Annotated in this window: 29 protein-coding genes; 9 read left to right on the forward strand and 20 right to left on the reverse strand. The window is 60.4% G+C overall.

Going from position 1 to position 26,508, the window contains the following annotated elements; genetic code table 11:
* Window positions 1-80: 80 nt before the first annotated feature.
* The 3 genes from truA to HMPREF1219_RS10580 form a co-directional block, all read right to left on the reverse strand.
* Window positions 81-947: a tRNA pseudouridine(38-40) synthase TruA gene (truA, locus tag HMPREF1219_RS10570; RefSeq protein WP_016458927.1), complete on the reverse strand. Its 867-nt coding sequence runs from the start codon at window positions 945-947 to the stop codon at window positions 81-83.
* A 30-nt stretch (window positions 948-977) separates the two neighbouring features.
* Window positions 978-1,184, reverse strand: coding sequence for a YgaP family membrane protein (locus HMPREF1219_RS10575; RefSeq protein WP_016458928.1), 207 nt, complete (start codon window positions 1,182-1,184; stop codon window positions 978-980).
* 175 nt (window positions 1,185-1,359) lie between these two features.
* Window positions 1,360-1,575 (reverse strand): YgaP family membrane protein, encoded by a 216-nt coding sequence (locus HMPREF1219_RS10580; RefSeq protein ID WP_016458929.1) that lies wholly within the window; start codon window positions 1,573-1,575, stop codon window positions 1,360-1,362.
* 183 nt (window positions 1,576-1,758) lie between these two features.
* Between HMPREF1219_RS10580 and HMPREF1219_RS10585 the strand changes: the two genes are divergently transcribed.
* The 3 genes from HMPREF1219_RS10585 (at window position 1,759) to HMPREF1219_RS10595 (ending at window position 3,249) form a co-directional block, all read left to right on the forward strand.
* Window positions 1,759-2,364 (forward strand): hypothetical protein, encoded by a 606-nt coding sequence (locus tag HMPREF1219_RS10585; RefSeq protein ID WP_016458930.1) that lies wholly within the window; start codon window positions 1,759-1,761, stop codon window positions 2,362-2,364.
* A gap of 387 nt (window positions 2,365-2,751) precedes the next feature.
* Window positions 2,752-2,967 carry a hypothetical protein gene (locus HMPREF1219_RS10590; protein WP_016458931.1) on the forward strand — a complete coding sequence of 72 codons (216 nt, stop codon included), beginning with the start codon at window positions 2,752-2,754 and terminating at the stop codon, window positions 2,965-2,967.
* Window positions 2,968-3,036: 69 nt separating this feature from the next.
* On the forward strand, window positions 3,037-3,249 hold the full coding sequence (locus HMPREF1219_RS10595; protein ID WP_016458932.1) for a hypothetical protein: 213 nt from the start codon (window positions 3,037-3,039) through the stop codon (window positions 3,247-3,249).
* 153 nt (window positions 3,250-3,402) lie between these two features.
* Here the strand turns inward: HMPREF1219_RS10595 and rplQ are convergent, their stop codons facing one another.
* The 7 genes from rplQ to HMPREF1219_RS10630 form a co-directional block, all read right to left on the reverse strand.
* Window positions 3,403-3,957 carry a 50S ribosomal protein L17 gene (gene rplQ, locus HMPREF1219_RS10600; RefSeq protein WP_016458933.1) on the reverse strand — a complete coding sequence of 185 codons (555 nt, stop codon included), beginning with the start codon at window positions 3,955-3,957 and terminating at the stop codon, window positions 3,403-3,405.
* 76 nt (window positions 3,958-4,033) lie between these two features.
* Window positions 4,034-5,056, reverse strand: coding sequence for a DNA-directed RNA polymerase subunit alpha (locus HMPREF1219_RS10605; protein ID WP_016458934.1), 1,023 nt, complete (start codon window positions 5,054-5,056; stop codon window positions 4,034-4,036).
* An 88-nt stretch (window positions 5,057-5,144) separates the two neighbouring features.
* Window positions 5,145-5,750, reverse strand: coding sequence for a 30S ribosomal protein S4 (rpsD, locus tag HMPREF1219_RS10610; protein WP_016458935.1), 606 nt, complete (start codon window positions 5,748-5,750; stop codon window positions 5,145-5,147).
* A 21-nt stretch (window positions 5,751-5,771) separates the two neighbouring features.
* Entirely contained in the window at window positions 5,772-6,173 is a 402-nt protein-coding gene (gene rpsK, locus HMPREF1219_RS10615; RefSeq protein WP_016458936.1) for a 30S ribosomal protein S11, read from the reverse strand.
* A 3-nt stretch (window positions 6,174-6,176) separates the two neighbouring features.
* A complete protein-coding gene (rpsM, locus tag HMPREF1219_RS10620) occupies window positions 6,177-6,545 on the reverse strand; it encodes a 30S ribosomal protein S13 (protein WP_016458937.1) in 369 nt (122 codons plus the stop codon).
* A gap of 244 nt (window positions 6,546-6,789) precedes the next feature.
* Window positions 6,790-7,011, reverse strand: coding sequence for a translation initiation factor IF-1 (infA, locus tag HMPREF1219_RS10625; RefSeq protein ID WP_005519800.1), 222 nt, complete (start codon window positions 7,009-7,011; stop codon window positions 6,790-6,792).
* 236 nt (window positions 7,012-7,247) lie between these two features.
* Window positions 7,248-11,687 carry an acyl-CoA dehydratase activase-related protein gene (locus tag HMPREF1219_RS10630; RefSeq protein ID WP_016458939.1) on the reverse strand — a complete coding sequence of 1,480 codons (4,440 nt, stop codon included), beginning with the start codon at window positions 11,685-11,687 and terminating at the stop codon, window positions 7,248-7,250.
* Window positions 11,688-11,954: 267 nt separating this feature from the next.
* On the opposite strand from HMPREF1219_RS10630, the gene HMPREF1219_RS12355 reads away from it, so the two are divergent.
* Window positions 11,955-12,545, forward strand: a complete 591-nt coding sequence (locus HMPREF1219_RS12355; RefSeq protein ID WP_016458940.1) for a TetR/AcrR family transcriptional regulator — start codon at window positions 11,955-11,957, stop codon at window positions 12,543-12,545.
* Between the two features lie 146 nt (window positions 12,546-12,691).
* On the opposite strand, the gene HMPREF1219_RS10640 is transcribed toward HMPREF1219_RS12355, so the two are convergent.
* Together HMPREF1219_RS10640 and map are read right to left on the reverse strand one after the other, a co-directional pair.
* Entirely contained in the window at window positions 12,692-13,510 is an 819-nt protein-coding gene (locus HMPREF1219_RS10640; RefSeq protein ID WP_040427771.1) for a L,D-transpeptidase, read from the reverse strand.
* 123 nt (window positions 13,511-13,633) lie between these two features.
* Window positions 13,634-14,428, reverse strand: coding sequence for a type I methionyl aminopeptidase (gene map, locus HMPREF1219_RS10645; RefSeq protein WP_016458942.1), 795 nt, complete (start codon window positions 14,426-14,428; stop codon window positions 13,634-13,636).
* A 259-nt stretch (window positions 14,429-14,687) separates the two neighbouring features.
* Between map and HMPREF1219_RS10650 the strand changes: the two genes are divergently transcribed.
* The gene (locus HMPREF1219_RS10650; protein WP_016458943.1) at window positions 14,688-15,419 is read left to right on the forward strand and encodes a YaaA family protein; all 732 of its coding nucleotides are present in this window, start codon (window positions 14,688-14,690) and stop codon (window positions 15,417-15,419) included.
* A 48-nt stretch (window positions 15,420-15,467) separates the two neighbouring features.
* On the opposite strand, the gene HMPREF1219_RS10655 is transcribed toward HMPREF1219_RS10650, so the two are convergent.
* The 8 genes from HMPREF1219_RS10655 to rpsH form a co-directional block, all read right to left on the reverse strand.
* Window positions 15,468-16,013 carry an adenylate kinase gene (locus tag HMPREF1219_RS10655; RefSeq protein WP_016458944.1) on the reverse strand — a complete coding sequence of 182 codons (546 nt, stop codon included), beginning with the start codon at window positions 16,011-16,013 and terminating at the stop codon, window positions 15,468-15,470.
* Entirely contained in the window at window positions 16,010-17,332 is a 1,323-nt protein-coding gene (gene secY, locus HMPREF1219_RS10660; protein ID WP_016458945.1) for a preprotein translocase subunit SecY, read from the reverse strand. Before secY ends, HMPREF1219_RS10655 begins: the two co-directional genes overlap by 4 nt.
* Window positions 17,333-17,903: 571 nt before the next feature.
* On the reverse strand, window positions 17,904-18,407 hold the full coding sequence (gene rplO / locus HMPREF1219_RS10665) for a 50S ribosomal protein L15 (RefSeq protein ID WP_016458946.1): 504 nt from the start codon (window positions 18,405-18,407) through the stop codon (window positions 17,904-17,906).
* Between the two features lie 7 nt (window positions 18,408-18,414).
* Window positions 18,415-18,600, reverse strand: coding sequence for a 50S ribosomal protein L30 (rpmD, locus tag HMPREF1219_RS10670; RefSeq protein WP_005390489.1), 186 nt, complete (start codon window positions 18,598-18,600; stop codon window positions 18,415-18,417).
* A gap of 3 nt (window positions 18,601-18,603) precedes the next feature.
* Window positions 18,604-19,227, reverse strand: a complete 624-nt coding sequence (gene rpsE, locus HMPREF1219_RS10675; protein ID WP_016458947.1) for a 30S ribosomal protein S5 — start codon at window positions 19,225-19,227, stop codon at window positions 18,604-18,606.
* A 31-nt stretch (window positions 19,228-19,258) separates the two neighbouring features.
* Window positions 19,259-19,660, reverse strand: a complete 402-nt coding sequence (rplR, locus tag HMPREF1219_RS10680) for a 50S ribosomal protein L18 (protein ID WP_016458948.1) — start codon at window positions 19,658-19,660, stop codon at window positions 19,259-19,261.
* A complete protein-coding gene (rplF, locus tag HMPREF1219_RS10685) occupies window positions 19,660-20,196 on the reverse strand; it encodes a 50S ribosomal protein L6 (protein WP_016458949.1) in 537 nt (178 codons plus the stop codon). Before rplF ends, rplR begins: the two co-directional genes overlap by 1 nt.
* 18 nt (window positions 20,197-20,214) lie before the next feature.
* Entirely contained in the window at window positions 20,215-20,613 is a 399-nt protein-coding gene (gene rpsH / locus HMPREF1219_RS10690) for a 30S ribosomal protein S8 (RefSeq protein ID WP_016458950.1), read from the reverse strand.
* A 779-nt stretch (window positions 20,614-21,392) separates the two neighbouring features.
* Here rpsH and HMPREF1219_RS10695 point away from each other — a divergent pair.
* From HMPREF1219_RS10695 to HMPREF1219_RS10710, 4 genes are all read left to right on the forward strand, one after another.
* On the forward strand, window positions 21,393-21,665 hold the full coding sequence (locus tag HMPREF1219_RS10695; protein WP_016458951.1) for a DUF6457 domain-containing protein: 273 nt from the start codon (window positions 21,393-21,395) through the stop codon (window positions 21,663-21,665).
* Between the two features lie 109 nt (window positions 21,666-21,774).
* Window positions 21,775-24,084, forward strand: coding sequence for an FdhF/YdeP family oxidoreductase (locus HMPREF1219_RS10700; RefSeq protein WP_016458952.1), 2,310 nt, complete (start codon window positions 21,775-21,777; stop codon window positions 24,082-24,084).
* 6 nt (window positions 24,085-24,090) lie between these two features.
* On the forward strand, window positions 24,091-24,993 hold the full coding sequence (fdhD, locus tag HMPREF1219_RS10705; RefSeq protein WP_016458953.1) for a formate dehydrogenase accessory sulfurtransferase FdhD: 903 nt from the start codon (window positions 24,091-24,093) through the stop codon (window positions 24,991-24,993).
* A 307-nt stretch (window positions 24,994-25,300) separates the two neighbouring features.
* Complete coding sequence (locus HMPREF1219_RS10710) at window positions 25,301-25,819, forward strand: hypothetical protein (RefSeq protein ID WP_040427774.1); 519 nt, start codon at window positions 25,301-25,303, stop codon at window positions 25,817-25,819.
* The last annotated feature ends 689 nt before the right edge of the window (window positions 25,820-26,508 follow it).

Genomic DNA, 26,508 nt, shown 5'->3' on the forward strand with positions numbered 1-26,508 from the left:
TATTCTTCGGTTATCGTAGTCGGTCGGCTCGGAGAAGTAATCGAGGCGTGCCCGTCAGGGAATTTTCCGCAGTTCAGAAGCTATCTATCGGCCTGTTCAACCTCGTCGGCGGTGCGTCTCTTCCGGGTCGCTTCGGCCCGGGCCGCCAACTGATCGTTCGCCGGGTAGTCCACGCCGGTAAGAGTCAGCCCGCAGGCAGGGGCCACGGGCACCTCGTCGCAGCGCTTAGAAAGGGTGAGCAGGCGTGGCGCAAAGTCGAGGCCTCTGCGTCCCTCCCCCACTGCCAGGCACGCACCGACGAGGGAGCGCACCATGGACCAACAGAATGCGTCGGCACTGATCCGTGCGAGGTAGGTCTGTGGTTCCCGGGCCGTGGAAATGTCCTCCCAGGTAAACGATTCCACGGTGCGGATGGTTGTGGCGTGTGGTTTGTATTTGCACAGGGCCACAAAATCGTGCAGCCCCACAAATGTTTCGGCGCACGCAGATACGACGTCGATGTCGATGGGTTTTCTCCACGCCGCAGTATCAAGACGGCGCAGGGGTAGCGGTCCCCCGGGGCGGGTGGTCACGCGGTATTCGTAGTGACGGCGCAGGGCCCCAAACCGCGCATCAAATTCCGCCGGCACGGCGCTGACGCGCAGCAATGTCACGTCCGCAGGCAGCAGCTTGTTGAGCCTGCTTGTCAGCCTGCCTGGGTTCCCGTCGATGGAGCGTTGCTCGAGGCTCGAGGCGGGCACCACCATGTTCGCAACCTGGCCCGTGGCGTGCACCCCCGCGTCGGTGCGCCCCGCCACGGTGAGTGTGTAGGACTCGTCGAGCCGCAGCACAAGGCGCACGGCCTCCTCAATGGTGGCCTGCACAGTTCGCAGCCCATCTCTTTGGCTCGCCCAGCCGTGGAAATCCGTCCCGTCGTAGGCGATGTCAAAGCGCAGGTTTACGGTCATGGGGCACCATTGTAGCGGTGCCCGGCCCACCTATTTCCGCGGGCAGGTGGACAGACCGAAAACGCGGTAGATGGGGCACCAGCCGATGGCGGCGGTGACGACCATGGCGATGGCAACGATGATGAGGATGATCCCCCACACGGTCCCAGGCGAGGTGACGGTAAACGCGAGTACCGCGGCTACCACGGCGATGACGAGGCGAACGATACGGTCGGTGTTTGATACGTTTTTATTCATGAAATTTTCCTTTCCATAGCGAATGGTAGCGCACCTACAACCCCTCTTCTACCCCATTTTTCGCTTGTCGACGCCCCCTCCCGCACGTTTTCCGGCCCCCTCACTCACCCCTCAACCGCGCCCGCACAACCGGGCGACGGCTGCGTCCCTCGCCCGGCACGTTGTGAGCTACTCGCTACTTGTCTTCGCACTTGTCACAGGTGGAAATCCCGAGCGCACTGTAGATGGGGCACACGCCCACGACTGCGGTGAGTCCCATGACGGCGGACAGGACGCACAGCGCCATCCGGCCCGGCGACTTCGCCTTGCCCACGTTCGCGGCCAGCGCCCCAGCCCCCACAGCGATACCGGCCCGGATAAGGCGGTCAGCAGTCGATTCGTTCTTCTTCATGAGAGCCTCCTTGTGCAGATTTTGTTTCTCGATTCAATTAAAACACCGGAGAACACTTATCTTCAGACAACGCACCACCCGATAGTGGCTAAAGCCCACGTTCGCGCTAGAAAACGCCCCGTCACCGTGTACGCTAACAACTAACTCACACCCGTCTTCGTACACAAATTTGGAGAAATAATCATGAGCCGTACCGCTTCTCGCATCATTTCCGCCACCGTGATCACCGCCGTTTCACTAGGCGCAGTTGCACCTGTGGCTAATGCCGCATCTGTCACCGTGGATAAGAACGTATGCTCTTTTACGCTCACTGAAACGGAAAAACAGCTTTGGGTAACACCCACTTTTACAACCCTCAAAGCAAGGGAAGCTGGCAACCTAGTTGCAACGTACAAGAGTGAAATCGAACGGGACACTAAGGGGCTTGCAAAGATCGAGCAGGATTACAAGGACGGTAAATATGACATGCCGGACCCGAATTTGGATAATCCGAACGACCCGCGTGACGAGAAAACAAAGAAAGAGGATGCCGAGAAGTGGAAAGAAGCTCAGCACAAGCGTTACCAGGAAGAGCGTAACGAGATCGAACATGCAATCAAACTTCGCGAGGCATTGATACCAGCCGTTCAGTCCTGCGCAGATCAATACGTACCGTCTCCTACCCCTCTCAGCACCGACGAGGGTGAGCTGAGCGAGATGGGCATAGGCGTTGTCGTCGGCGGTGTCCTCGCCCTCGTTCTCGCACTTGGCGGCGCGGCGTTCGCCATGATGCAAGGGATGCTTGGTTAAGTTCCCCCTATAGCTCCCTCAGCTCCTTTGCCGAGGGAGCTTTTTGCACCAGTGATACCGCGCCTCGCTCAACTGCCTCCAATATCAGCGCCGAATCCAGACGCACACAGTCGCCCTGCACTAGGCCAGGTCACAGATTTATAACATTTCCCCCATAAAATTGCCATCTACTTTTTAGTTAGGTAGCACATTCACAGCGCACCATTGCCAGCGTTTACACAGGCTATTGACTGTAGGCCTCTAAAACCGTCGACAAGACTCGAGAATTTGATCCGGCTGACGGCTGGGAGACCTCGCCCTCGCGATCGTGAGGAAAGCAGACTATCGGTGCCCACCATACGAAATACCGGCGTACTCTAACGCCCTGGCCCTGAAAAGGACCATCTAATGAGCATCGCAAAGAAGACCGTTGCTTGCCTCACCGCCACCGCAGTCGCCGCCGGCGTATGCGTCCCGGCTGCATCGGCAGCAAGCTTTACCGTGTCCAATGGCCAGTGCAACTTCTCCTACTCCTGGAACGATGACTCTATGTGGAGAAGGGTCCAGGACCTGACTGATAGCAACGCCGAGCTCCCAAAGTCACTGACAAAGCTCGGCGCCTAGGGAATGGTTGAGGTCTTCAACACCATCGCCTCCCGTTCCGGAGGAAATACGCGCACCTAGGCACAGGGAATGAAGAACGAGTACAACCGGTGCGCATCTCAGCTAAGTTACAACGGTGCCGAGGCCGGACTCCTTAGCCTTGCAGCTCTCAGCACGGAGGATACCGAAATGACCGATGCCAACGGCGAACTCACCGACACCGGCATCGCCGTCGTCGTCGTGTCCGTCATCGCTGGCGTGCTCGGCCTGGGCGCAGCAGCCTGGTTCGCCACCCAGCAGTAACACAGCTCTTTTGAGCATCCAAGCCCAGCCGCTTCTGCGGCTGGGCTTTTTGGTGCCCACGGTGAGGTGGGATCAAAGGGCGACAGGGAGACGTCGACAAGCAAAAACCCGCACCACAAGGGTGCGGGTTCGAAGCTTAAAGGGGAGGGAGAACTACTTCTCGTCCTCTTCCTTCTCCTCTTCCTTGGCCTCAGCCTCAGCCTCGGCATCGGTGGAAGCGTCGGCCTCTACCTCAGGGGCCTCCTCTTCCTTCTCCTCAGCCTTGGTCTCTTCAGCCTTGGTCTCCTCGGCCTTCTCTGCTTCCTTGGAGGCAGCGGCGCGGGTGGCGCGCTCGGCTTCCTTGGAAACGGTGGGCTCGAGAACCAGGGAGATCTGGGACAGCGAAGCACCGTCACCCTTACGCTGACCGAGCTTCACGATGCGGGTGTAACCGCCCTCGCGACCCTCGAACTGGGGTGCAAGCTCGTTGAACAGGTAGGTGACGACCTCTTTGTCGTTGATCTTCTTGAGAACGTTGCGACGATCAGCAACCGAGCCGCCCTTGGCCTTGGTGATGATCTTCTCTACGTACGGGCGCAGCAGCTTGGCCTTCGCGTCCGTCGTCTTAATTGCGCCGTGCTCAATGAGCTGCGCTGCCAGGTTAGCCAGAATGTGCTTCTGGTTCTGTGCAGAGCCGCCGAGACGACGTCCCTTCTTAGGGGTTGGCATGGGATGTACTCCTCGTTATGGTTTAAATTCAGATTGTCAAAGCGCGCGCCGACACATTCGACCGCCCTTTTCCTTCTTATTCGTCTACGTCGGTTTCCGGATCCGGATCGTGGTAATCACCAGACTCGGCGTCATACCCCTCAACGGTGGTGACGTCGAAGTCTTCCGGAGCGTCCTTGAGGGTCAGGCCGAGGCTAGCGAGCTTTACCTTCACCTCATTGATGGACTTCTGGCCGAAGTTGCGGATATCCAACAGATCCGATTCGGTGTTCTCGGCGAGCTCACCGACGGTGTGGATCTCCTGGCGCTTCAGGCAGTTGTACGAGCGAACGGAAAAGTCCAAATCCTCAATCGGCATGGAGTACGCGGCGGTGTTGTCACCCTCCATGGGGTGAGCACCGATCTCGATACCCTCTGCCTCAGTGTTCAGCTCGCGGGCGAGACCGAACAGTTCCACGAGAGTCTTACCGGCGCTTGCCATGGCATCGCGGGCGGTAATGGAGTTCTTGGTCTCCACATCAATGACCAGCTTGTCAAAGTCGGTGCGCTGCTCAACACGAGTGGCCTCGACCTTGTAGCTAACCTTGAGCACCGGGGAGTAAATCTGGTCGACCGGGATGCGGCCGATCTCAGCGGAATCGTTGTGCATGGTGGCGGGAACATACCCACGGCCACGCTCGACGACGAGCTCCATGTTCAGGCTGCCCTCGCTGTTCAGCGTGGCAATGTGGAGATCCGGGTTGTGGATTTCCACGCCCGCCGGCGGGTGGATATCCCCCGCCTTGACCTCGCCAGCGCCCTCCTTGTTGAGGTACATGACAACAGGCTCGTCGGAATCCGAAGACAAGACGATGCCTTTGACGTTGAGGACGATGTCAGAAACATCCTCCTTCACGCCCGTGATCGTGGTGAACTCGTGGAGCACACCATCGATCTTGATCGACGTGACGGCCGCACCCGGGATGGATGACAGCAGCGTACGACGAAGCGAGTTACCCAGTGTGTAGCCGAAGCCCGGCTCGAGCGGCTCAATGGTGAACCGGCTGCGCGCGGAATCGATCGGCTCCTCAGTTAATTCTGGACGCTGTGAGATGAGCATGAAACTAATTTTCTCCTTTGGTGGGCGCCCGCTATATTGCGCCCTCGTGGCATAAAAAGGATTATGGGGTTCTTGTTAGCTCCAAGGATTACTTGGAGTAGAACTCGACGATCAGCTGCTCCTGCAGCGGAATGTCGATCTGAGCACGCTCGGGCAGCTGGTGCACGAGGATACGCAGAGTGGACGGAACAACCTGCAGCCAAGCAGGAACAACAGCGTCGACGAGGCCGTCCTGCGCCTCTTCGAACCACAGCATCTTCCGGGACTTCTCCTTGACATCAATGATGTCGTACTGGGAAACCTGGTAGGACGGAATGTTGGTCTTCACACCGTTCACGAGGAAGTGGCCATGGGTGACCAGCTGGCGAGCCTGGCGGCGGGTGCGTGCCAGACCTGCGCGGTAGATCACGTTGTCAAGACGCGACTCGAGGAGGATGACCAGGTTATCGCCGGTCTTGCCCTTGCGACGGGCAGCCTCTTCGTAGTAACGGTGGAACTGCTTTTCCATGACGCCGTAGGTGAAGCGAGCCTTCTGCTTCTCCTGCAGCTGAATCAGGTACTCAGATTCCTTGATGCGTGCGCGGCCAGCCTGTCCCGGTGGGTAGGGGCGACGCTCGAACGCCATGTCTCCACCAACGAGGTCGGTGCGGAGACGGCGAGATTTACGTGTGGCGGGGCCAGTATAACGTGCCATTTCTTATCCTTTCTCCTTTACTTAAACCCGGCGACGCTTGGGGGGACGGCAACCGTTGTGCGGCTGCGGGGTAACGTCCGACATCGAGGTGACCTCGAGGCCAGCTGCCTGGAGGGAGCGGATAGCGGTCTCGCGACCTGAGCCCGGGCCCTTGACAAACACGTCAACCTTCTTCATGCCGTGTTCCATTGCCTTGCGGGCAGCGTTCTCGGCAGCCATCTGGGCCGCGAACGGGGTGGACTTACGGGAACCCTTGAAGCCGACGTGGCCGGAGGATGCCCAGGAAATCACAGCGCCGGACGGGTCCGTGATGGACACGATGGTGTTGTTGAACGTGGACTTGATGTATGCGTGGCCCTGAGCCACATTCTTCTTCTGGATACGACGGCCGGTACGACGGCCGCCACGAGTCTTCGGAGGCATGTATTACTTCTTCTTTCCTGCGATCGTCTTCTTCGGGCCCTTGCGGGTACGAGCGTTGGTCTTGGTGCGCTGACCGTGAACGGGCAGGCCACGACGGTGGCGCAGGCCCTGGTAGCAGCCAATCTCAATCTTGCGGCGGATGTCGGCGGCAACCTGACGACGCAGATCACCCTCGACCTTCCAGCTCGCCTCGATCACGTCACGCAGCGAGGCAATCTGCTCGTCGGTGAGGTTATCGGTGCGCAGGTCGGGAGAAATGCCGGTCTCTTCCAGCAGTTTCTTGGCTCGGGCGGGGCCGATGCCGTAAATGTAAGTAAGTGCAACCTCCATGCGCTTGTTGCGCGGAAGGTCCACACCAGCTAGACGTGCCATAAGTGGAACGTACCTTTCCGGTTGTTGCGGTGGTTTTCTCCCTACTCATCCACCCCTAACAAAACGCTTTACCCGGGCGGAACGCCGGGAAGTGGGCTTAGGATACGGGTGGCTCCGGCCACCGTAGCCGGAGGTAAAGAAAACCAGGGTGCGTGCTGCTTCACCACGATCCGCGTCCCGTTTCTTGAACGCGGAACTTTTTCAGCAACCGCTTACCCCAGCCTGGAGTAAGGAGGCTTACGTTTTACTTGTAGCGATAGACGATGCGACCGCGGGTGAGATCGTAGGGCGAAAGCTCTACTACCACGCGATCCTCGGGGAGAATACGGATGTAGTGCTGGCGCATCTTGCCAGAAATGTGGGCAAGCACCTTGTGCCCGTTGTCGAGCTCGACACGGAACATTGCGTTTGGCAGAGGCTCGACAATGCGACCCTCAACTTCAATTGCGCCTTCCTTTTTAGCCATATCCTCCACGTTTTCCGGTGACTGGGCGTGCGGTTCCGCCTCGCTGTAAGCTGGGCAAACGCCACTCAACCCGTCGCCTGACTTGTTTATCACTGCATAGGTGCCCCCGTAAAGAGACACCAGGTTAGCACGATACACGGCCAACCCCACCAAGGCAAGTGTGGGCGTGTTGGCCCGCCCGCAGGACCGATCAGCGCGGGACCACTAAAGCGCGGGAACGTTTCGTTCCCGCGGGACTAGCGCACCGCCGGCATGCCAAGCGTCACCGGGACCCTCGTGCCGGTGGCCTGCGCGGCCACCGGGCCACACCCGCAGCCGGACCGCGGCGAGGAGGAGGACTCCCCCGCCTTGGTGGGCTGCCGCAGCGCGAACTCGTGCTGCTTTTTCGCCGTGGCGATCATGAGCTTGATTCGGTTGAGCTGGTTTACCTCACTGGCACCCGCATCGTAATCAATCCCAACAATGTTCGCCTGCGGGTACTTCAGGCGCAGTGCACGGAACATACCCTTACCGATGACGTGGTTAGGCAGGCAAGCAAACGGCTGGGCGCAAATGATGTTGGGGCAGCCGTTTTCGATCATGTCCATCATGTCGGCGGTGAGATACCAGCCCTCGCCCGCGATGTTGCCCAGCGAGGCCACGTCTTGTACCTTCTCCGCCAACTCCTGGATCAGCGGGCCGTTTTCGAACCGCGTGGACCGTGCGATGGCCTTGCAAGCGACCTTCTCGTACTGCTGCATGCCCCACAGGGCAAACTTGGTCAGGCGGTGCTGGTTGGGTGTCATGGAACCCAAGACCTCGGTCTTGAAATCGGAGCTGACAAGGCCCATGTGGAAGAACTGGGCCAGCGACGGCAGCTCCGCCTCGCAGCCCTCCTTCTCAATGGTGGCCACCGCGTGGTTATTGGCATCGGGGTGGAACTGCACGAGGATCTCCCCCACGAGGCCGACGCGCGGCTTGCGGGGAATATCTTGCAGCTCTACCGTGTCGAAATCGGCGACAATCGCGCGGATAAGAGCGCCGAAGCCGACCCTTCTGCCCAGGGTGGCCGAGTAGCGATCGTTTCCAAACCACTCGCGCGAGATGGTGTTCCACTTTTCGTACAGACGGTTGACGTTGCCGTCGATCTGGTACGGACGCGTACGCAGCAGCACCTTTTGCAGCACATCGCCCACGGTGACGGCCTGGAACACGCGGTGCAGCATAGTGGGAGTGACCTTGAATCCGGGGTTGGATTCGAACCCCTGCACCGACAGTGCGATGACTGGGACCTGGGGGTAGCCGGCGTCGATAAGCCCCTTGCGCAGCAGACCAGCGTAGTTGGTGGCACGACATTGACCACCGGTTTGCGTGATCCCCACGGCGGTGCGGTCCGGGTCCGCGGTACCCGCCAGGAACTGGCTGATGAGCTGACCGATGACAACGATCGCCGGGTAGCACGCATCGTTGTTGACGTACTTGAGGCCCACCTCAATATCATCGTCCGAGGCTTTCTCCAGCAGCCGCACGTTGTAACCGGCGGCGCGGAGCACCGGGGCAAACAACCGCATGTGGATGGGTGCGAGCTGAGGCATGAGGATCTCGTAACCCTGCTTCTGCATCTCCTCGGTGTAGGGCACCTTGGCCTGCACGTGCCCGTAGGCGCGGTAGGTCTCTTCCCCCACCTCACCCAGGACCTTGGCGGTATCGACGCTGGCCGACGCCGTGGAGCGTTCCTCCACCGCGGCGACAAGCGAGCGCAGGCGGATCTTCGCGGCACCGAGGTTGCTCACCTCGTCGATCTTGAGCGAGGTGTACACCTCACCCTCGCCCTCGAGGATCTCCTGCACCTGGTCGGCGGTCACCGCATCGAGGCCACACCCGAAGGAGATGAGCTGGACGAGCTCGAGCTCCGGGGTGCCGGACACCGTGCCCGCCGCCTCGTACAGACGCGAGTGGAAGGCCCACTGGTCACGCACGCGCAGCGGCCGATCGAGGTGACCCTGCGGGAGGCAATCCTCGGTGAGCACAGCGTGGCCCAGCCCCTGAATCACCTTGGGGATGCCGTGGTTGATCTCCGGATCGAGGTGGTACGGACGGCCGGCGAGAACGATGCCGCGGATGCCGTGCTCGCGCACGTACTCCAGAGCCTCGCGCCCCTTCGCACGGATATCCTCGTGGTAGGCGGCCTCTTCTTCCCAGCCCGCCTCGCAGGCGGCGCGAGCCTCCTCAACCGTCACACCCCAATCGGCAAACACCTCCGCCAGCCGGGCGGGCAGCTTCTCCTTGTTGTGCAGCGACAGGAACGGGGAGATGAACCGCGCCTTGTCCTCGGTCAGCCGGGCCATGTTGTTGCGGATGACCTCCGGGTAGGTGGCCACAATCGGGCAGTTGAACGTGTTGTCCTGTCCCTTGACGGAATCATCGTTGAACGTGACGCACGGGTAAAAGATCGTTTTCACCCCCTTATCCAGGAGGTTATCGATGTGCCCGTGGACAAGCTTGGCTGGGTAGCACACGTTCTCACTGGGGATGGTGTCCATGCCCTGTTCAAACAGCTCGTGGTTACTACGGGTGGAAACCATGACGCGGAACTTCAGCGCCGAGAGCACCGTGAACCAGAAAGGATAATCCTCGTACATGTTGAGCACGCGCGGGATGCCGATATCCCCACGTGTAGCCTTCTTTTCCGTCAGTCGCCGGTAACCAAAGGTGCGCTTGTACTTCCAATCATACATATTGGGAATGGGCGACTTCTTGGGCACCCGTTCCAGCGACGCACCCCGCTCGCAGCGGTTGCCGGAGACATGGCGCTCACCGGTGGAGAACGTGGAGATGGTCATGGTGCAGTGGTTCTGGCACAGTCGGCACGTCTTGCGGCTGGTCTCCACCGTGAGTGCGCTGATCTCCTCGGTTCCGAGCAGCCCGGACTCCGCACCCGCCTCCGCGTGCTTCTTGGCGGTGAGCGCCGCGCCGTACGCACCCATGAGGCCGGCAATGTTGGGCCGCACAACTTCGCGGCCGGAAAGCTTCTCAAACGCCCTGAGCACGGCATCGTTGAGGAAGGTGCCGCCTTGCACCACGACAGTATCGCCGAGCTCGTCGGCGCTGCGCAGCTTCATCACCTTGTACAACGCGTTGCGCACCACCGAGTAGCTGAGCCCGGCGGAGATGTCCCCCACGTCCGCCCCGTCCTTTTGCGCCTGCTTCACCGAGGAGTTCATGAACACAGTGCAGCGGGTGCCGAGATCGACAGGGCTTGCCGCAGTGACGGCGGCCTCGGCGAACTGCTCCACATCCGTCCCCATGGAATGGGCGAAGGTTTGCAGGAAGGAGCCGCACCCCGAAGAGCATGCCTCGTTGACGGAGATGGAATCGACAGTGCCGTTCTTGATCTTGAGGAACTTCATGTCCTGGCCACCGATATCGATGACGCTGGTCACGCCCGGCGCGAGGTACTCTGCCGCCCGGTAGTGGGCCATGGTCTCGATCTCCCCCTCGTCCACGCCAAGCGCTGTCTGCACAAGCGATTCGCCGTAGCCGGTGGAGCAGCTGCGCGCGATGGTGGCGGTGGGTGGAAGCACATCCCGTAGGTGGGTGACGATCGCGGTGGCGGCCGCGATGGGGTCGCCCTCGTTGGAGGCGTAGTGGCTGAAGACGATGGTGTTGTCCTCGTCGATGAGCACCGCCTTGATAGTGGTGGAGCCCGCATCGATGCCGAGGTAGTACGTCTTGCCGGCGGCGGTGAGAGGATCGAGCTCCACCTGGTCCACGTGGGCCTTCTCGTGGCGGGCAAGGAAAGCCTCGTAATCGGCCTTGTCCTTGAACAACGGCTCGAGGCGGCGGGTGGTCTCGCCGATGTTTCCCGCGTTAGCGAGCTTGTCCGCGATCTGCCCAAGTGGCTGTTCGGTGCCGTGCTCCGCCAGCAGGGCCGCGCCGTAGGCCACATACAGCTGGCCACTGTCCGGGGTGATGAAGTTATCCACGCGCTCGAGGATGCGGCGGTACGCCTCGCGCAGTTCCGAGAGGAAGTGCAGCGGCCCGCCGAGGAAGAGGACGGTGCCGCGGATGGGGCGGCCGTTGGCCAGTCCCGCCACGGTCTGCGTGGCAACGGACTGGAACACGGAAGCCGCGAGGTCCTCGTGGGGCACGCCCTGGTTGATGAGGGGCTGGATGTCCGACTTGGCAAACACGCCACAGCGGCTGGCGATGGGGTACAGCTGAGTGGATTTTTCCGCCAGCGCGTTGAGCCCGGCGGCATCCGTTTTGAGCAGCGTAGCCATCTGATCGATAAAGGCCCCCGTGCCACCGGCGCACGAACCGTTCATGCGTTGCTCGGGCGTGGGCTTGAGGTAGGTGAGTTTGGCATCCTCGCCGCCGAGCTCGATGATGACATCGGCCTCGGGGTAGGTGCGCTCGGTGGCCTCCGTCTCGGCGATGACTTCCTGGACGAAGGTGGCGCCGATGTGTTCGGCGATGGACAGCCCGCCGGAACCGGTGACGGCGACGGCGGTGCGCACCTCCGGGAATTCAGTCTCGATATCGCGCACGAGTTTAAGTAGCTCGCGTCGCACGTCCGCGTTGTGGCGGCGGTAATCCTCAAAGGCGTGACTGCCATCCGGCCGCAGCAACACCGCCTTCACTGTGGTGGATCCCACGTCGATGCCGAGCCTCATGAGTCCGTCGTTTCGGGCCATGGTGCTTTCACTCCTCACGCGCTTAATACGTCCCACACTGCGGGCAAACCCGTAACATGCACCACTGTAAGGGGTTCTCATTTAAATTTCATGCTTGTTGAAATTAGGTTGGGAATTGCAGGTGACAACCGCCCAGGAACCCCAACTTGCGGGGGTAACCGTTGAAAATAGGAGCTACCTATTCGCCCGGCTCGTGCCGATGTGTCTCAACCAGCTGGGACCTGCGAAGCGCCGCTCCGCCACGGACCAAGAACAGGAGATAACACCATGCCCACAGGACCCAAGGCCTCCCGCGGGGAGATGAAGGAGACCATTCTCACCGCCGCCAGGGAGCTATTTTCCGCGGAGGAATACCCCAAAGTCACCGTTCGCTCGATCGCGGCGCGGGCCGGCTGCGACCCGGGCATGATCTCCTACTACTTCGGTTCCAAGGTGGGCCTCTTCCGCGAGTCCATGTCGCTTCCCACCGACCCCATCGAGTCTATCCTCACCGCCTTTGGCGAGGGCGGTCCCGGCACTGGGGAACGCCTCCTCACCGTTGTCATGGACGTGTGGGAAGGTGTGTCTGCCTCCACCAACTTCCAGGTGCTCGCCCGCTCCCTGCTCGAAAACGAGAACACGCTGTTCATCTTCCGTGCCTGGTTCGACCGCAACCTCTTTACCACGCTGGCCAACCGCCTCGGCGGGTCCGACTCCAAGGTGCGTATCCAGCTGGTAACCGGGCAGGTCATGGGAATTTGCATCCTCCGCTTCATCTACCGCTTCGATCCCCTCGCAACCATCCCGGCCACGCAGCTCGCCGCCTACTACGGCCCACTCATTGATCAGCAGCTGTTTGCCCCCGCCGACCTTGGTTAGCCGGCCCAGTGCCCTGCTTTTCACCCACCACCAGTGAGCCAATGTGTGGGCCCGGGCACAATGACCGCACAAAAAAATGCCCCGCCACCAGGGCGAGGCACGTGCCCGCTCAGGCGGGCACACGGGACGAACAGGAAGCCGTGTGTTTAGATCGGGCCGTTGGGGTACCCGTACGTCTTGTCACCGTAGGCGAACACACGGTCGCCCACGTTGAGGCGCTCGAAGAACACCTTGGCATCTCCATAGTTGAGGTGCACGCAGCCGTGGGAGAGGATGTACGGAGAACCCGCGTGGAAGGCGATGCCGTTGTAGGTGAAATACACCGCGTAGGGCATGGAGGCGTTGCCAAACTCTCGGGATACTTCGTCCTTGATCTTGCGGTTGACGGTCATCATGCCCGCCGGGGTATCGTGCCCGTCCGCGCCTGTGGAGGCCGGCACCGGGCCGTAAGTAATGTGGCCGTTCTCCTGCAACCAGGCGCGGTTGCCCTCGATATCGATGCATGCCTTGGCCTGCGGTGGGCACACGCCCGCAGGGATGTTGAGGGCGTCTCGACGCGCGGCCTCCGCGCGCTCAGCCTCCAGCCGCGCCTGCTCCGCCGCTACACGCTCCGCCTCAGCACGGGCCGCGGCTTCTTCGGCTGCCCGCTGCTCGGCGAGCTTCTGCTCAACCAAACCTGGGAACAGCAGGTTCATGCCACCATCCACAATGTTTTTCACGTTCTGGTTGTGCGGTGCGGGGAGAACAGCATCGGCCTGCGCGAACAGGGTGTTGCGGGTCTGCCATGCGTTATTGCGAATGTCGTTGTTGAATTGCTCGATACCGGCGGTGAGATTGGAGGAACCCAAATCCTGCGCGGAGGCGGCGGCGGGCTGTGCGAGCAGGGCCCCTGCAGTCGCAACAGCGGCTACGCTTACCGCCCCGCAGCGCGGTGTCGTGTTCTTCAAACGGTGCTTCCCAGTCATAGAGGGCATTATAGGTTGAGATGCCACCTAACCCTAACCAGAACTGGCCGGGTGACTCGCTACTCGCCCATTTCCTTTCGGGCCACAGCTGGTCATCGACTTATTCCCGGGTTCCTGAATTTTTCATTTTTTCCGCGGGGTGAGGATTCGCGGCCCATCGGCTGTAGCCGCCACGGTGTGTTCCCAGTGGGCGGCCCACGACCCGTCGATGGATGCCACAGTCCAGTCATCATCAAAGACGACGGAGTCCACCGACCCAAGGGTTAGCATCGGCTCGATGGCGAGCACCGATCCTTCCTGGATGATAGGGCCACGACCACCGCGCCCCTCGTTGGCAAGGTACGGGTCCTCGTGCATTTCGTGCCCGATGCCGTGTCCGCCGTAGCCGTCGACGATGCCGAAGTTGTACCCCCACTTCTTTTCCGCGGCACGCGTGGCCATTTCCAGGGCGTGGGACACGTCGGTGAGCCGGTTGCCGGGAACCATCGCCTGCAGGCCTTCCATGAGCACCCACTCGGTGGCCTCGTTAAGTGCCTTAGCATCGGCTGCAACGGTGCCTACCTCAACGGTGAGGGCGGAATCTCCCACCCAGCCCTTGTACGTCGCGCCACAGTCGATAGAAATGAGATCGCCTTCTTTGAGCACGATCTCATCGGAGGGAATCCCGTGAACGATGATGTCGTTCACCGAGGCGCAGATCGAACCGGGGAACCCCTCGTACCCCTTGAACGTGGGCGAGGCACCTGCCTTGCGGATCGTCTTTTCCGCAATCGCGTCCAGCTCGAGCGTGGTCACACCCGGCTTGGCTGCCTCACGGCACGCGACGAGTGCCTCGCCTACAATCTCGCCGGCGGCCTGCATCGCGTCGAGTTCCTTCGGCGTGCGCGCCACGATCTTCTTATTTCGCCTAAAGCTCACTGCTCTCTCCTTCGTTGTTTCTGGCACCCAATCGTACTACCCGGCCACGTCTCCCCCGCCCGCACGCAAGCACAATTCCCGGCCCGCCCCTGCTTCCCGCTCACGTTGTCTCCTCCTCCGGGCCAGGAACCGACCGTAGCCCGCCCCTGCTTCCCGCTCACGTGGGCATCCCTTCCGGGCCACGAGCCGCCGCCCCGGCGATGCTGCATGCCACCAGGTGGTGCAACCGCAGCATCCGCGCACACCGTACGATGAACGTATGCTCGTCATCCTCCCACCCAGCGAAACGAAGGAACCGGGCGGCGAAAACGACCCAATGGAGCTCTCGTTCCCGGAACTCAACCCCGTCCGCAACCACATCATGGACGTGCTCGCTGCGATCCCCGCGGAGGAGCAGCTTGCTTTTCTTAAAATCAGCCCGCGTCTCATCGAGCAAGCGGAGGCCAACACCGTCCTGCGCACCGCCCCGACGATGTCCTCCATCTACCGCTACACTGGGGTGCTTTTCGACGCCCTCGACGCGGCCACCCTTCCCGACGACGCGCTGGCGCACATCCTCATCGGCTCCGCTCTCTTCGGCGTGACGCGCGCAACCGATGCCATCCCCGCCTACAGGCTCTCCGGCAACACGACGTTGCCCGGCAAGCTCACCCTGCGCTCACTGTGGAAGGACGCGCTTACCCCCACCCTGGAGGGCCTCCCCGAATTCATCGTCGACATGCGCTCCGGGGCGTACCTCAACCTCGGGCCGATCACAAACCCCGCGGTGGGGTTCTGCACCGTGCGCGTGGAAACGGAGCAGGCTGACGGCTCACGCAAGGTGGTGAGCCACTTTAACAAGCATTACAAGGGCGAGCTGGCCCGCTACCTGGCTATGAACGCGCAGCAGGCCACCACGCTTGAGGAAATTGCCTCCATCTCCCGGATGGGTGGATTCCGAGTGGAGACCTCCGGGACGCAGCTCACCCTCATTACCCCAGGCAATAAGTAACGGCGCCCCTTCCGCAACCGGAAAAGACGCCGCTAAAAACTGACTTATTTACTTGCCCAAAGCCTTGAGAGCACGCTCGTTGATCTCCTCAACGCTGCCCTCGGCGTTAACGGGGAGGAGTTTGTCGCCGTAGAAATCGGCAACCGGCTGGGTCTCCTCGTGGTACACCTTAAGACGATTGCGGATGGTGGCCTCGTTGTCATCGTCGCGGCCGCGGGCGAGCATGCGCTCCACCACGATATCGTCGGACACCTCGAAGCTCAGCACGCCATCGATCTCCTCGCCGTTCTCCGCGAGGTGGTCTCGCAGCAGCTCGGCCTGCTCCACCGTACGGGGGAAGCCGTCGAGAAGGTAGCCATCCTTGGCATCGTCCTTGGACAGGCGATCCCACAGCATCCGGGCGGTAACATCGGTGGGCACCAGGTTACCGGCATCCATGTAACTCTTGGCCTCCTTGCCCAGCGCAGTGCCCTCGCCAATGTTGGCACGGAACAGGTCGCCGGTGGAGATGTGCGGGATTCCCAGCTTCTCCTTCAGGAGGGCAGCTTGCGTACCTTTGCCGGCACCGGGAGGTCCGAGGAGAACTATTTTCATTTCAGAATTCCTTCGTAGTTGCTTTGCAGGAGCTGGGACTCAATCTGCTTCACGGTGGTCAGGGCCACGGAAACAAGAATGAGGAGGGCGGTGCCGCCGAACGGGGTGGAGCCCGCATTCAGGTTGCCAACGCCTAGATCAAGCATAATGTTCGGCAAAATGGCGATGATGCCGAGGTACAGCGAACCCACAACCAACAGGCGGTTCATCACAAAGCCAAGGTACTCAGCGGTGGGGCGACCTGGACGGATGCCGGGGATGAAGCCACCGTACTTCTTCATGTTCTCTGCCTGATCGTACGGATCGTACTGAACAGACACGTAGAAGTAGCTGAAGAAGATGATGAGCACGAAGTACAGGGTGATGTACTGCCAGGAACTCGGCGCGTGCAGGTACGCGATGACGTTTCGCATCCACCAGTTATCCGGCGGTGTGGGCGAAGCGGAGTTGACGATCTGCGTGATGAGCACCGGCACGTAAATGAGCGAAGACGCGAAGATGACCGGGATCACGCCACCCTGGTTAACCTTCAACGGCAGATAGGTGGAGGTGCCACCGTACTGGCGACGGCCGATCATGCGCTTTGCGTACTGGACGGGGATGCGTCGCTGGCCTTGCTCAATGAACACAACACCGATAACGAGGATGATGACAGCGACCATGACGGTGGAGAACACAACCGGACCGGAGCTCTGGAAAATGTTCGCGCCATCGCGCGGCAGGCGGGTGGCGATGCCGGCGAAAATGAGGAGCGACATGCCGTTGCCGATGCCCTTTTCAGTGATGAGCTCACCCATCCACATGACGAGGACGGCACCACCGGTCATACAAATAACGAGGATGACGAGATCCCAGATGTTGTGGCCTTCACGAAGCACGCGCACCTGGGGCCCGAGCAGCTGGCCGCGGGCGGCAAGCGCCACGATGCCGGAGGACTGCAACAGCGCCAACGCCACGGTGAGATAGCGCGTGTACTGCGTCATCTTGGTTTGGCCGGACTGCCCCTCCTTCTTCAGTTCCTCGAATTTAGGAATGACCACTGTAAGCAGCTGGACGATAATTGACGCCGTAATGTACGGCATGATGCCGATGGCGAAGACGGACAGCTGTAGAAGTGCTCCACCTGAGAACAGGTTGATCATCGAGTAGACGTTGGACTGCCCATCGGTCAGCTCGTTAAGCTTTCCGGAGATGGACACGTAATCCACGCCCGGGGACGGGATTTGCGCACCCACGCGGTACAAGATAATCATCGCTAGCGTAAAAAGGAGCTTCCGGCGAAGATCCGGGTCCTTAAACGCCTGAAGAATTGCGGACAAGCTATTTCCTTCGGTCGGATGTAAGTCAGTTAACGCCCAAACTTTACCAGCCCCACCTGTGGTTGTCGAAGCGCACCCCTCCTTAAGCGCCGAAACTCGAGCGCCCCCCGCTTTGCCCCGTCACTGAAAGCTAGCACGTTACCTGCACGTTTCCCAGGCCCATTGACCATCTGTGCGTGGCCCGCGAACCCTCACACTGATCGGTACCACACCGGGCCGATAACGGTTCGTGCCACACCAGTAGAAAGCTTATCGCCCACAGCGGGTGCGAGGCATGAGAGCCACGGCACTGGCCTTCTCAGCGCCCTTCACGTGCCGCACCGGTGCTCGCCCAGCACACACCGGGCACGCAACGGCAGCGGGCGCCTAGCGCGGCCGCTTCTTTCGTAGACAGCCCTCATTTCCACCCGTGCGCCGCGAAACAGAGGGAACCGTACCAGGTGTGGGAAGGCGAGGGGGACGTCGACAAGCAAATAAAAAGAGCCCCCGGAAAAACCGGGGGCAAAGTTCCGCATGCGGAACCAGATTCGACCCAGATTCATCTACGTGAATCTAGAGGATCGGAAAAGGCTTAGGCCTCTTCCTCAGCCTTGAGGCTACGGCCAGTCTTGTCAGCCTTGGAGAAGTAGACCTCGGTGGTGGAGCCACCGGCGGCCTCGATCTTTTCCTTGGCAGACTTGGAGAACTTATTAGCCGTGATGTCGAACTTCACGGACAGGTCACCGTTGCCGAGGATCTTGACGGGGCGACGCTTCTTCACAATGCGACGGTCCTGCAGATCCTTGATGGTGATGGTGCCGCCCTGCGGGAAGTACTTCTCCAGGTCTGCGACGTTAATAACTTCGTAGACAACCTGGTTGTACTTCTTGAAGCCCTTGAGCTTGGGCAGGCGCATGTGAATCGGCATCTGGCCACCCTCGAACCCTGCACGCACGTTCTTACGTGCGCCAGTGCCCTTAGTGCCGCGACCAGCGGTCTTACCCTTCGAACCTTCACCGCGGCCAACGCGGGTTTTAGCCTTGTTGGAGCCCGGTGCAGGGCGAAGGTCGTGGAGCTTGATTACGTCTTCGCTCATTTTCTACCTACTCCCCCGCTACTTCTTCGACCTCAACCATGTGGTCCACAACGCGGATCATACCGCGCACAGAGGCGTCATCCGGACGGACGACGGACTGGTGGATCTTACGCAGGCCGAGAGCTTGCAGCGTGTCTTTTTGCTTCTGCTTGGCGCCGACGACGCCCTTCTTCATTGTGATCTTCAGAGCCATGGGTTACTTGACCTCCTGCCCAGAACGTGCACGAAGAATGTGCGCCGGAGCGACCTCGTCGAGGGACTTGCCGCGGCGAGCGGCAACTTCCTCGGGGCGAGCCAGCGACTTGAGGCCAGCAACCGTTGCGTGAACAACGTTGATGGCATTGTCGGAGCCGAGAGACTTGGAGAGGATGTCCTGAACACCAGCGCACTCGAGAACCGGACGGGCAGCGCCACCGGCGATCACACCGGTACCAGCGGAAGCCGGGCGAAGCATAACCTTGCCGGCTGCTGCGTGGCCCTCAACGCGGTGAGGAATGGTGCCACCGACCAGCGGGACGCGGAAGAAGTTCTTGCGAGCCTCTTCTGCACCCTTCTGGATTGCGGCGGGAACTTCCTTCGCCTTGCCGTAGCCAACGCCAACCATGCCCTTGCCATCGCCCACCACAACGAGTGCGGTGAAGCTGAAGCGGCGGCCACCCTTGACCACCTTGGACACGCGGTTGATGGTAACTACGCGCTCAATGTACTGGTTGCGCTCGTCCTGAGCCTTGTTGTCCTTGCGGTTGTCGCGGCGATTACCGCGACGCTGGTTGCGGTCGTTCTTGCGGTTGTCGTCATCGCGACGTTCACGTCCCGGCATTACGCTTCCTTTCCTTCGGTCTTAATAGTCATTAGAATTCCAGACCACCTTCGCGAGCGGCGTCAGCCAGAGCGGCGACGCGGCCGTGGTACTTGTAACCACCGCGGTCGAAAACGACCTTGGTGATACCGGCCTTCTTGGCACGCTCAGCGATGAGCTGGCCTACCTTGGCGCCACGAGCCTTCTTGTCACCCTCGAGTGCGCGCACCTCCGGTTCGATGGAGGACGCAGCTGCGAGCGTGTGGCCAGCGATATCGTCGATGACCTGAACGTGCATGTGGCGAGAGGAGCGGTGGACGACAAGCCGCGGAACCTCGGCGGTACCACGGAGATTCTTGCGGACGCGGTTGTGCCTCTGAGCGCGAGCCACCCGGCGACGGGTGGACACGTCCTTGCCCACAGGCAGACGCTTCTGATTGTTCTCGTTGCTCATTACTTACCCGTCTTTCCGACCTTGCGGCGAATCTGCTCACCTGCGTAACGGATGCCCTTACCCTTGTAAGGATCGTCCTTGCGCAGACGACGAACGTTAGCCGCGATCTGGCCTACCTTCTGCTTGTCGATGCCTTCGATGGAGAACTTGGTCTGGCCATCGGTGGCGAACGTGATGCCTTCCGGAGCCTCGATGAGGACCGGGTGGGAGTAGCCCAGCGAGAACTCCAGGTTGGAGCCCTTCTGCAGGACACGGTAGCCCACGCCGTAGATCTCCATGTTGACCTTGTAGCCCTCGGTCACACCAACAACCATGTTGTTGATGAGGGAGCGGGACAGGCCGTGGAGGGCGCGGTTCTTGCGGTTGTCATCGGGACGGGTAACGACGATCTGCTCGTCCTCAACCTTGACCTCGATGGGCTCCGGAACGTCGAATTCCAGGGTACCCTTGGGGCCCTTGACGGAAATGTGCTGACCATCGATGGTGGTCTCAACGCCCTTGGGGAGGGCGACTGGGTTCTTACCTACACGTGACATTGAAGTCTCAGCCTCCTTCTACCAGACGTAAGCGAGGACTTCCCCGCCTACGCCCTTCTCGTGAGCCTGACGGTCGGTGAGCAGACCCTGGGACGTGGAAATGATCGCCACGCCCAGGCCGCCGAGGACCTGTGGCAGGTTGGTGGACTTAGCGTAAACGCGCAGACCGGGCTTGGACACGCGCTTGACACCTTCGATGGAACGCTGACGATTCTGGCCGTACTTGAGGTCCAGCGTGAGCGTCTTGCCAACGCGAGCGTCCTCGACCTTGAAGTCAGAGATGTAGCCTTCCTGCTTCAAGATGTTCGCAATGTTCACCTTGATCTTGGAAGACGGCATAGACACAGTCTCGTGGTACGCGTGGTTTGCGTTGCGTACGCGCGAAAGCATGTCTGCAATAGGATCAGTCATAGTCATGAGTGATCGACATACCTTTCTCGTTGCGGTTCCCTGTACACCTGCTTGCACAGGCTTCTCGACGATCGCTCGCCACCACCCAGCGTTATCACAGCGCCTCGACGGCCACTAGCCGCTTGACTAATTCAATAACCAGAAAGCTCGCTGCCGTATAAAAAACTGTGGACGCGTCTGCGGGGATATACCACGCATAGGCGGAGGGCCTACAACAAAGTAGAGTTCTTCATTTTACCTTCGGATTTACCCACACGCTTGCGCGCGCAAAAATGGCGCACAAAACCAGCGGGTGAACCCTGCGTGCCAAGGGTACACGTAACCGGCGACAATCCCAAATCCCCTCCGCGCTGTGCGTCAAACCTTAGTCGCCACCCCCGCCCCATCACCGACTCCCTCCCCCACACTCACGCCGTCGCCAAAAATACGCGAGCAGGGCACGCGCGGGGCGAAAGAAATGAAGGGTTCCACCATTGGCGCGAGAACACTCGCGCAACATGCCACCCAGTGCATCGAACACGGGGACTTCCCACCCGCTTCCACGGTGATGTGCAACCCCTCCCAGCTCTACGCGTGAATAGCTAGACTTTTACGTAGACGCACCCAGGCGTAAGAATTCGGAAGCATCCCTGTATAGACGATATATACATCTATATAGGTGTCGACGCACACATTCGCACGGAAACGGAGGTATACGTTGTCGGATGCTTCCGGTTTACATGCACCTGTCAATGGGTGTGCGTACGGTAGAACTGCGTATTCAACGAACTTGAGAGGAGAACACCATGGGTGATTTTGAAAAGTGGCTGCGCGAGGCTTCAGAGGCAGTCGGAGTGGACTACGAGGTGCTCGAACCCCGTATTAATGACCTGCTCGATCTGACCAAGCACGTGGCACACGGCCCCTCCCGCCCCGCAGCACCCCTGACTGCATTCCTCGTCGGCGTGTCAGCCGGCAAGGCAAGCGGCTCCAACGAAGAAATGAGCGCCAAAGCCCTCGAGTCCATCAAGTCGCTCGTGTCCATCATCGAGGAGAAGTACCCCGCCGCAGAAGAGTAGGCCTTGAGCCCTGCGGGGTTGACCCCCCTGATTTCCCGTTGTCCACGGTTTTATCACCAAATTGAGGCTACCAATCTGCAATTTTAGATGTTGCCTATACAATGGTGCCATGACTAAGACTGTGGACAACAAGCGCACGCAACCGCGCAAACAAAATCGCTTCGATAACCCCAAGATTGAACGCCCACACCGTCTAGCAGCAGGCATCCCGGGCGTCATGACGGCGATGAAGTTCGCCATCCCCGAGCACGCCCTCCTGCCGCTCATTACAATGAACCAGCCCGGCGGCATCGACTGCCCCGGTTGCGCCTGGCCGGAGCCCCCGATGGGCGATCGTAATATCGTCGAGTTCTGCGAGAACGGCGCCAAAGCCGTCGCCGAAGAGACGACCCGTCGTAGGGTCGGCCCGGAGTTTTTTGAGAAGCACTCTGTCACGGACCTTCGTCAACGGACTGACTACTGGCTCGGCCGCCAGGGTCGCATTACGCAGCCGATGATGTACGACGGCTCCGACGATTACTACCACCCGGTCAGCTGGGATAAGGCCTACAACACCATCGTCGATTACCTGTCTCAGCTCGACGATCCGAACAAGGCCATCTTCTACACCTCGGGGCGCACCGCCAACGAGCCGGCCTACATGTTCCAGCTACTGGCCCGCCGCTTCGGCACCAATAACCTGCCCGACTGCGCCAATATGTGCCACGATTCCACAGGCAAAGCACTCGCCCCCACAGTCGGCTTGGGCAAGGGCAGCGTGACGTACGCGGACTTCAAGGTCACCGACATGGTGATCTCCGTTGGGCAAAACCCAGGCACCAACCACCCACGCATGATGACGGCGCTCAAAGAGGTGAAGGACAAGGGCGGCAAGATCGTCACGATCAACCCGCTCAACGAGACGTACACCAACAGCTTCCAGGAACCACAGAACCCCGAGCACGTTCTCGGCGGGCGCACCGACATCTCGGACCGCTTCCTGCAGATCAAGTCCGCGGGCGACCACGCCTTCTTCCTCGCCCTCAACCGCGAGCTCATCCGTCGCGATGCCATCGACCACGAGTTCTTGGATAAGTACTGCGTGGGTGCCGACGAGGCGATCGCCAACATCATGAGCCTTGACGATAAGGACTACCTCGAGGCCACAGGGCTTACCATGCACGACGTGCAGGAGGTGGCCGACATGGTGGAGCAGGCCAAGTCCGTCATCGTCAGCTGGACGCTGGGCGTCACCCAGCACAAGAACTCCATCGAGACTATCCAGGAAATCGCCAACTTCCTGCTGCTCACCGGCAACATTGGCAAGCCCGGCGCGGGCACCGCCCCGTTGCGTGGCCACTCCAACGTGCAGGGCGACCGCACGGTGGGCATCGCCGAGGAGATGCCCGAGTCCTTCTACGCCGCGCTGGAGAAGGAGTTCGGCTTCACCTGCCCGCGTGAGCCTGGCTGGTCGACGGTGGATGCCCTCCGTGGCATGCGCGACGGTAAAGCTTCGTTCTTCTGGCAGCTCGGTGGCAACTTTGTCCGCGTCACGAGCGACACCAACGCCTCTGAGCACGCCATGGACTCCATGGACATGACAGTGTCCGTTTCCACCAAGTTGAACAACACGCACGCGCACCCGGGCAAGGTATCCCTCATCCTGCCGGCAAAGGCGCGCACCGATCTTGATGAGCAGCTCTCCGGCCGCCAGGTGGTGACTGTGGAGGATTCCCAGGGTGCGGTTCACGCTTCTGGTGGCAAGTCCCGCCACAACGAGGACCTCGACCTGCGCTCCGAGGTGGAGATGATCGGCGAGATCGGCGACCGTCTCTTCCCTGAGGACAAGTACTGGCGACCAATGATCGACGATTACTCGGTGGTGCGCAATCACATTGAGGCGACGATCCCTGGCTTTGACGATTACAACGAGCGCATCAAGCACCCCGGCGGGTTCCTTCTGCCTAACGGCCCCCGTGAGCGCAACTTCACCACGCCAGACGGCAAGGCGCACCTCACGGTGAACAAGCTGGAGGTTCTGCATGTCCCGGAGGGCTACTTCACGCTTAACACGATTCGCTCTCACGACCAGTACAACTCCACCATTTACGGTCTCAACGATCGCTACCGTGGCATTAAGAACGGCCGGCGCGTCGTGTTCGTCAACCCGCAGGACTGCTACAAGCAGGGCCTCAAGGGTGGCGACCTCGTCGATATCGTTTCCGTCGCGCCCGACGGTGAGCGCCGCGCCCCGAACTTCCGCGTGGTGGAGTACGACACGGCCATGGGCTGCGTGGCAGCGTACATGCCGGAGGCGAACGTTCTGATTCCGCTGGATAGCTTTGTGGAGAAGTCGCACACGCCGATTTCCAAGTCCACCCTCGTCCGGCTTGAGCCGCTCGGCGTGTCCGCTCACGATTTTGACCAGGACGCTGATTAAGCCTTCATGGGTCGAATCACCACCGGTTTTCCTGTCACCCAGGTAGAGATCCACGACGACGGAACCTACGGCACGGATACTCGTGCCGATACCGTCATCGTGGAGGAGCCCCTGGAGATCCGTGTCAACGGGACGTCGCTGACAACGACGATGCGCACGCCCGGCCACGATATCGAGTTGGCGCACGGGTTCTTGTTCTCCGAGGGCCTCATCGCGAGCAAGGAGGACATTTCCACAGCCCGCTATTGCGCGGGCACTACCCCCGACGGCGTGAACACGTACAACGTGCTCGACATCGACATGCCGCACGGCCTGCCGGAGGAAACAGCAGACACAGCAGGCGCTGCGCAACCGATCGCCCTGGGCGCGGACATCCCTACTATCGACGCGCTCAAAAGATGCACTCTCACCACCTCCGCGTGCGGCGTGTGCGGCACTGCCTCGATTGAGCAGCTCACCAAGCGGTTACCCTTCGCTTTCACGCCGCAGGCATTTAACCCTGCGGCACTCGTCAAGCTTCCGGCCGTGGCAAGGAAGCAGCAGGTGGCGTTCCGGAAGACGGGTGGCTCGCACGCAGCATCGCTCTTCCTTCCAACCGATAACGGTGGCTTTGATCTCCACCTCCTCCGCGAGGACGTCGGACGACATAACGCCTTGGACAAGGTCATCGGCTCCCTGCTTTTAGAGGACGCGCTCCCGGCCCGCGACGCGCTCATCGTCATGTCTTCGCGCGCCTCGTTTGAGCTCGTCCAAAAGGCCCTCATGGCGGGCATCCCCGGCCTCGTCGCCGTCGGCGCCCCCACCTCCCTCGCCGTCGAGCTCGCCCGTTCGGAAGGCTTCTTCCTCGCAGGCTTCACCAAGCCCGACCGCCTCAACGTCTACTCCGGGGAGCTCTCCTCGACGGCCTAAGCGTCCGCTCCCACAACCTTCCGGTCCGGCCGCAGGCCCCCTGACCAGCGCCCCTGCCCCAAACACACCCCGTGCTCAAAGATTCGGCGAGCACGAGGGAATGGGTGGAGCCATCGTCCTCTATCTCCCCACGAGCCCCACTCTGAGCCCCGCAACCAAGTCTCACTGCCCCACCCACAACAGCCGCATTCTTCCCCTCTCGCTTTACACGAGCTTTCAGACTCTTGACAGGCTTACCTCGTGCCCCTACTCTAATAACAGGCTTTACACATCCCACTGCGAGTTTTCTCCGAGAAAGGGACTTCCTATGCTAACTCTAAGGAAGAGCGCCATCGCCACCATCACCGCAGCAGCCCTCGCCACCGGCATCTGCGCCCCGGCCGCCAACGCGGATGGAGTCAAGGTCAACGGGGGTTTATGTGTACTTGCGCGCACAGAAGCCGAGCAGAAGGCTGGTTATTTGCCATGGGATGCCCTTGAACGCGAGTACGCCCAAGACGAAATCAAGTTTGCATTCGAGAGGATCAAGCAGCTGGAGGACGATTACGCAAACAAGTCGATCTCAGAAGCCGAATACAATAAGGAGTACGCGTATTTTAGGCTAACACTTCCCGCTCTGCGCGCTTGCGCTGCCGGCAGGGACATGTCCGCCAGCTCAGCTGAAATCGAAGCTTTTATGAGCTCGCTCGACGGCAAGGAACTTTCCGACGCAGGCATCGGCATCGTTGCCGCAAGCGCCGTGGTCGTGGTGCTCGCAGGTCTGGTTGCAGCACTGCCTCAGATCAAGCCCATGCTCCCCGCCAACATCCAGGCCATGCTCCCCTAGGTAAGGCCATGCGGGTGCCTATGCTCGCACAATGTGACCTCAAACGGCGATTCCAATGCACGCAACGGGTCGCCGTTTTTGCTACCACTAGGCTCCCGCTACCGCGTCCACGTCGGCCGACGCGAACCTGACACCACCGCATTTCACCGCACAGCTTCGCGCCACCTGGCCTTCACGCCTCCACCGCCCATCCCACCACTGCCTTTTACCCCACCAAAGCCTCACGCCGCCTTGAGGGTTCGCGCCTGCCCCTTTGTCCCGTCTGTTTTTCTTCACCTAAGTTAACGGGCGCTGACGCGAGCTTTATGGTGTCCACCCTATGTGCGCCTATGCGTGCATGCCCGGTGGTGTCGTCGTTGCTTTGTCGATTACGGGCTGACAATTCTTCGCGTTTTGGCGTATGGAGAGAGTCCCCCGAGCCGGACATCACCGCGTCTTGCATGAGAGACTAACTACCCCCACGGGTGGTTTTTTTTGATGAGCGTGACAGGGGTGGCCGGGGCAGCGTTCAGGATATCACCAGCTAAAGCTTACTTAACCAAAGTCGTTTTTGTATAGTATGCCTTAATTCTCATTCTATTCACTTGTTCAACAATTCCCCTCAAAAGTCACTGTGACTTACGATTGTGACAGCACCCACAACTGAATGGTTGGTATCTAAAACCAGACAGTGAAGACAGTGTGGTCGC

The organism is Corynebacterium pyruviciproducens ATCC BAA-1742 (assembly GCF_000411375.1).
Classification (GTDB): domain Bacteria; phylum Actinomycetota; class Actinomycetes; order Mycobacteriales; family Mycobacteriaceae; genus Corynebacterium; species Corynebacterium pyruviciproducens.

Excerpts from the sequence above, each read along its gene's own strand:
- truA (WP_016458927.1), bottom strand. The coding sequence starts at position 947 with ATGACCGTAAACCTGCGCTTTGACATCGCCTACGACGGGACGGATTTC.
- HMPREF1219_RS10575 (WP_016458928.1), bottom strand. The coding sequence starts at position 1,184 with ATGAATAAAAACGTATCAAACACCGACCGTATCGTTCGCCTCGTCATC.
- HMPREF1219_RS10580 (WP_016458929.1), bottom strand. The coding sequence starts at position 1,575 with ATGAAGAAGAACGAATCGACTGCTGACCGCCTTATCCGGGCCGGTATC.
- HMPREF1219_RS10585 (WP_016458930.1), top strand. The coding sequence starts at position 1,759 with ATGAGCCGTACCGCTTCTCGCATCATTTCCGCCACCGTGATCACCGCC.
- HMPREF1219_RS10590 (WP_016458931.1), top strand. The coding sequence starts at position 2,752 with ATGAGCATCGCAAAGAAGACCGTTGCTTGCCTCACCGCCACCGCAGTC.
- HMPREF1219_RS10595 (WP_016458932.1), top strand. The coding sequence starts at position 3,037 with ATGAAGAACGAGTACAACCGGTGCGCATCTCAGCTAAGTTACAACGGT.
- rplQ (WP_016458933.1), bottom strand. The coding sequence starts at position 3,957 with ATGCCAACCCCTAAGAAGGGACGTCGTCTCGGCGGCTCTGCACAGAAC.
- HMPREF1219_RS10605 (WP_016458934.1), bottom strand. The coding sequence starts at position 5,056 with ATGCTCATCTCACAGCGTCCAGAATTAACTGAGGAGCCGATCGATTCC.
- rpsD (WP_016458935.1), bottom strand. The coding sequence starts at position 5,750 with ATGGCACGTTATACTGGCCCCGCCACACGTAAATCTCGCCGTCTCCGC.
- rpsK (WP_016458936.1), bottom strand. The coding sequence starts at position 6,173 with ATGCCTCCGAAGACTCGTGGCGGCCGTCGTACCGGCCGTCGTATCCAG.
- rpsM (WP_016458937.1), bottom strand. The coding sequence starts at position 6,545 with ATGGCACGTCTAGCTGGTGTGGACCTTCCGCGCAACAAGCGCATGGAG.
- infA (WP_005519800.1), bottom strand. The coding sequence starts at position 7,011 with ATGGCTAAAAAGGAAGGCGCAATTGAAGTTGAGGGTCGCATTGTCGAG.
- HMPREF1219_RS10630 (WP_016458939.1), bottom strand. The coding sequence starts at position 11,687 with ATGGCCCGAAACGACGGACTCATGAGGCTCGGCATCGACGTGGGATCC.
- HMPREF1219_RS12355 (WP_016458940.1), top strand. The coding sequence starts at position 11,955 with ATGCCCACAGGACCCAAGGCCTCCCGCGGGGAGATGAAGGAGACCATT.
- HMPREF1219_RS10640 (WP_040427771.1), bottom strand. The coding sequence starts at position 13,510 with ATGACTGGGAAGCACCGTTTGAAGAACACGACACCGCGCTGCGGGGCG.
- HMPREF1219_RS10650 (WP_016458943.1), top strand. The coding sequence starts at position 14,688 with ATGCTCGTCATCCTCCCACCCAGCGAAACGAAGGAACCGGGCGGCGAA.
- HMPREF1219_RS10655 (WP_016458944.1), bottom strand. The coding sequence starts at position 16,013 with ATGAAAATAGTTCTCCTCGGACCTCCCGGTGCCGGCAAAGGTACGCAA.
- rplO (WP_016458946.1), bottom strand. The coding sequence starts at position 18,407 with ATGAGCGAAGACGTAATCAAGCTCCACGACCTTCGCCCTGCACCGGGC.
- rpmD (WP_005390489.1), bottom strand. The coding sequence starts at position 18,600 with ATGGCTCTGAAGATCACAATGAAGAAGGGCGTCGTCGGCGCCAAGCAG.
- rpsE (WP_016458947.1), bottom strand. The coding sequence starts at position 19,227 with ATGCCGGGACGTGAACGTCGCGATGACGACAACCGCAAGAACGACCGC.
- rplR (WP_016458948.1), bottom strand. The coding sequence starts at position 19,660 with ATGAGCAACGAGAACAATCAGAAGCGTCTGCCTGTGGGCAAGGACGTG.
- rplF (WP_016458949.1), bottom strand. The coding sequence starts at position 20,196 with ATGTCACGTGTAGGTAAGAACCCAGTCGCCCTCCCCAAGGGCGTTGAG.
- rpsH (WP_016458950.1), bottom strand. The coding sequence starts at position 20,613 with ATGACTATGACTGATCCTATTGCAGACATGCTTTCGCGCGTACGCAAC.
- HMPREF1219_RS10695 (WP_016458951.1), top strand. The coding sequence starts at position 21,393 with ATGGGTGATTTTGAAAAGTGGCTGCGCGAGGCTTCAGAGGCAGTCGGA.
- HMPREF1219_RS10700 (WP_016458952.1), top strand. The coding sequence starts at position 21,775 with ATGACTAAGACTGTGGACAACAAGCGCACGCAACCGCGCAAACAAAAT.
- fdhD (WP_016458953.1), top strand. The coding sequence starts at position 24,091 with ATGGGTCGAATCACCACCGGTTTTCCTGTCACCCAGGTAGAGATCCAC.
- HMPREF1219_RS10710 (WP_040427774.1), top strand. The coding sequence starts at position 25,301 with ATGCTAACTCTAAGGAAGAGCGCCATCGCCACCATCACCGCAGCAGCC.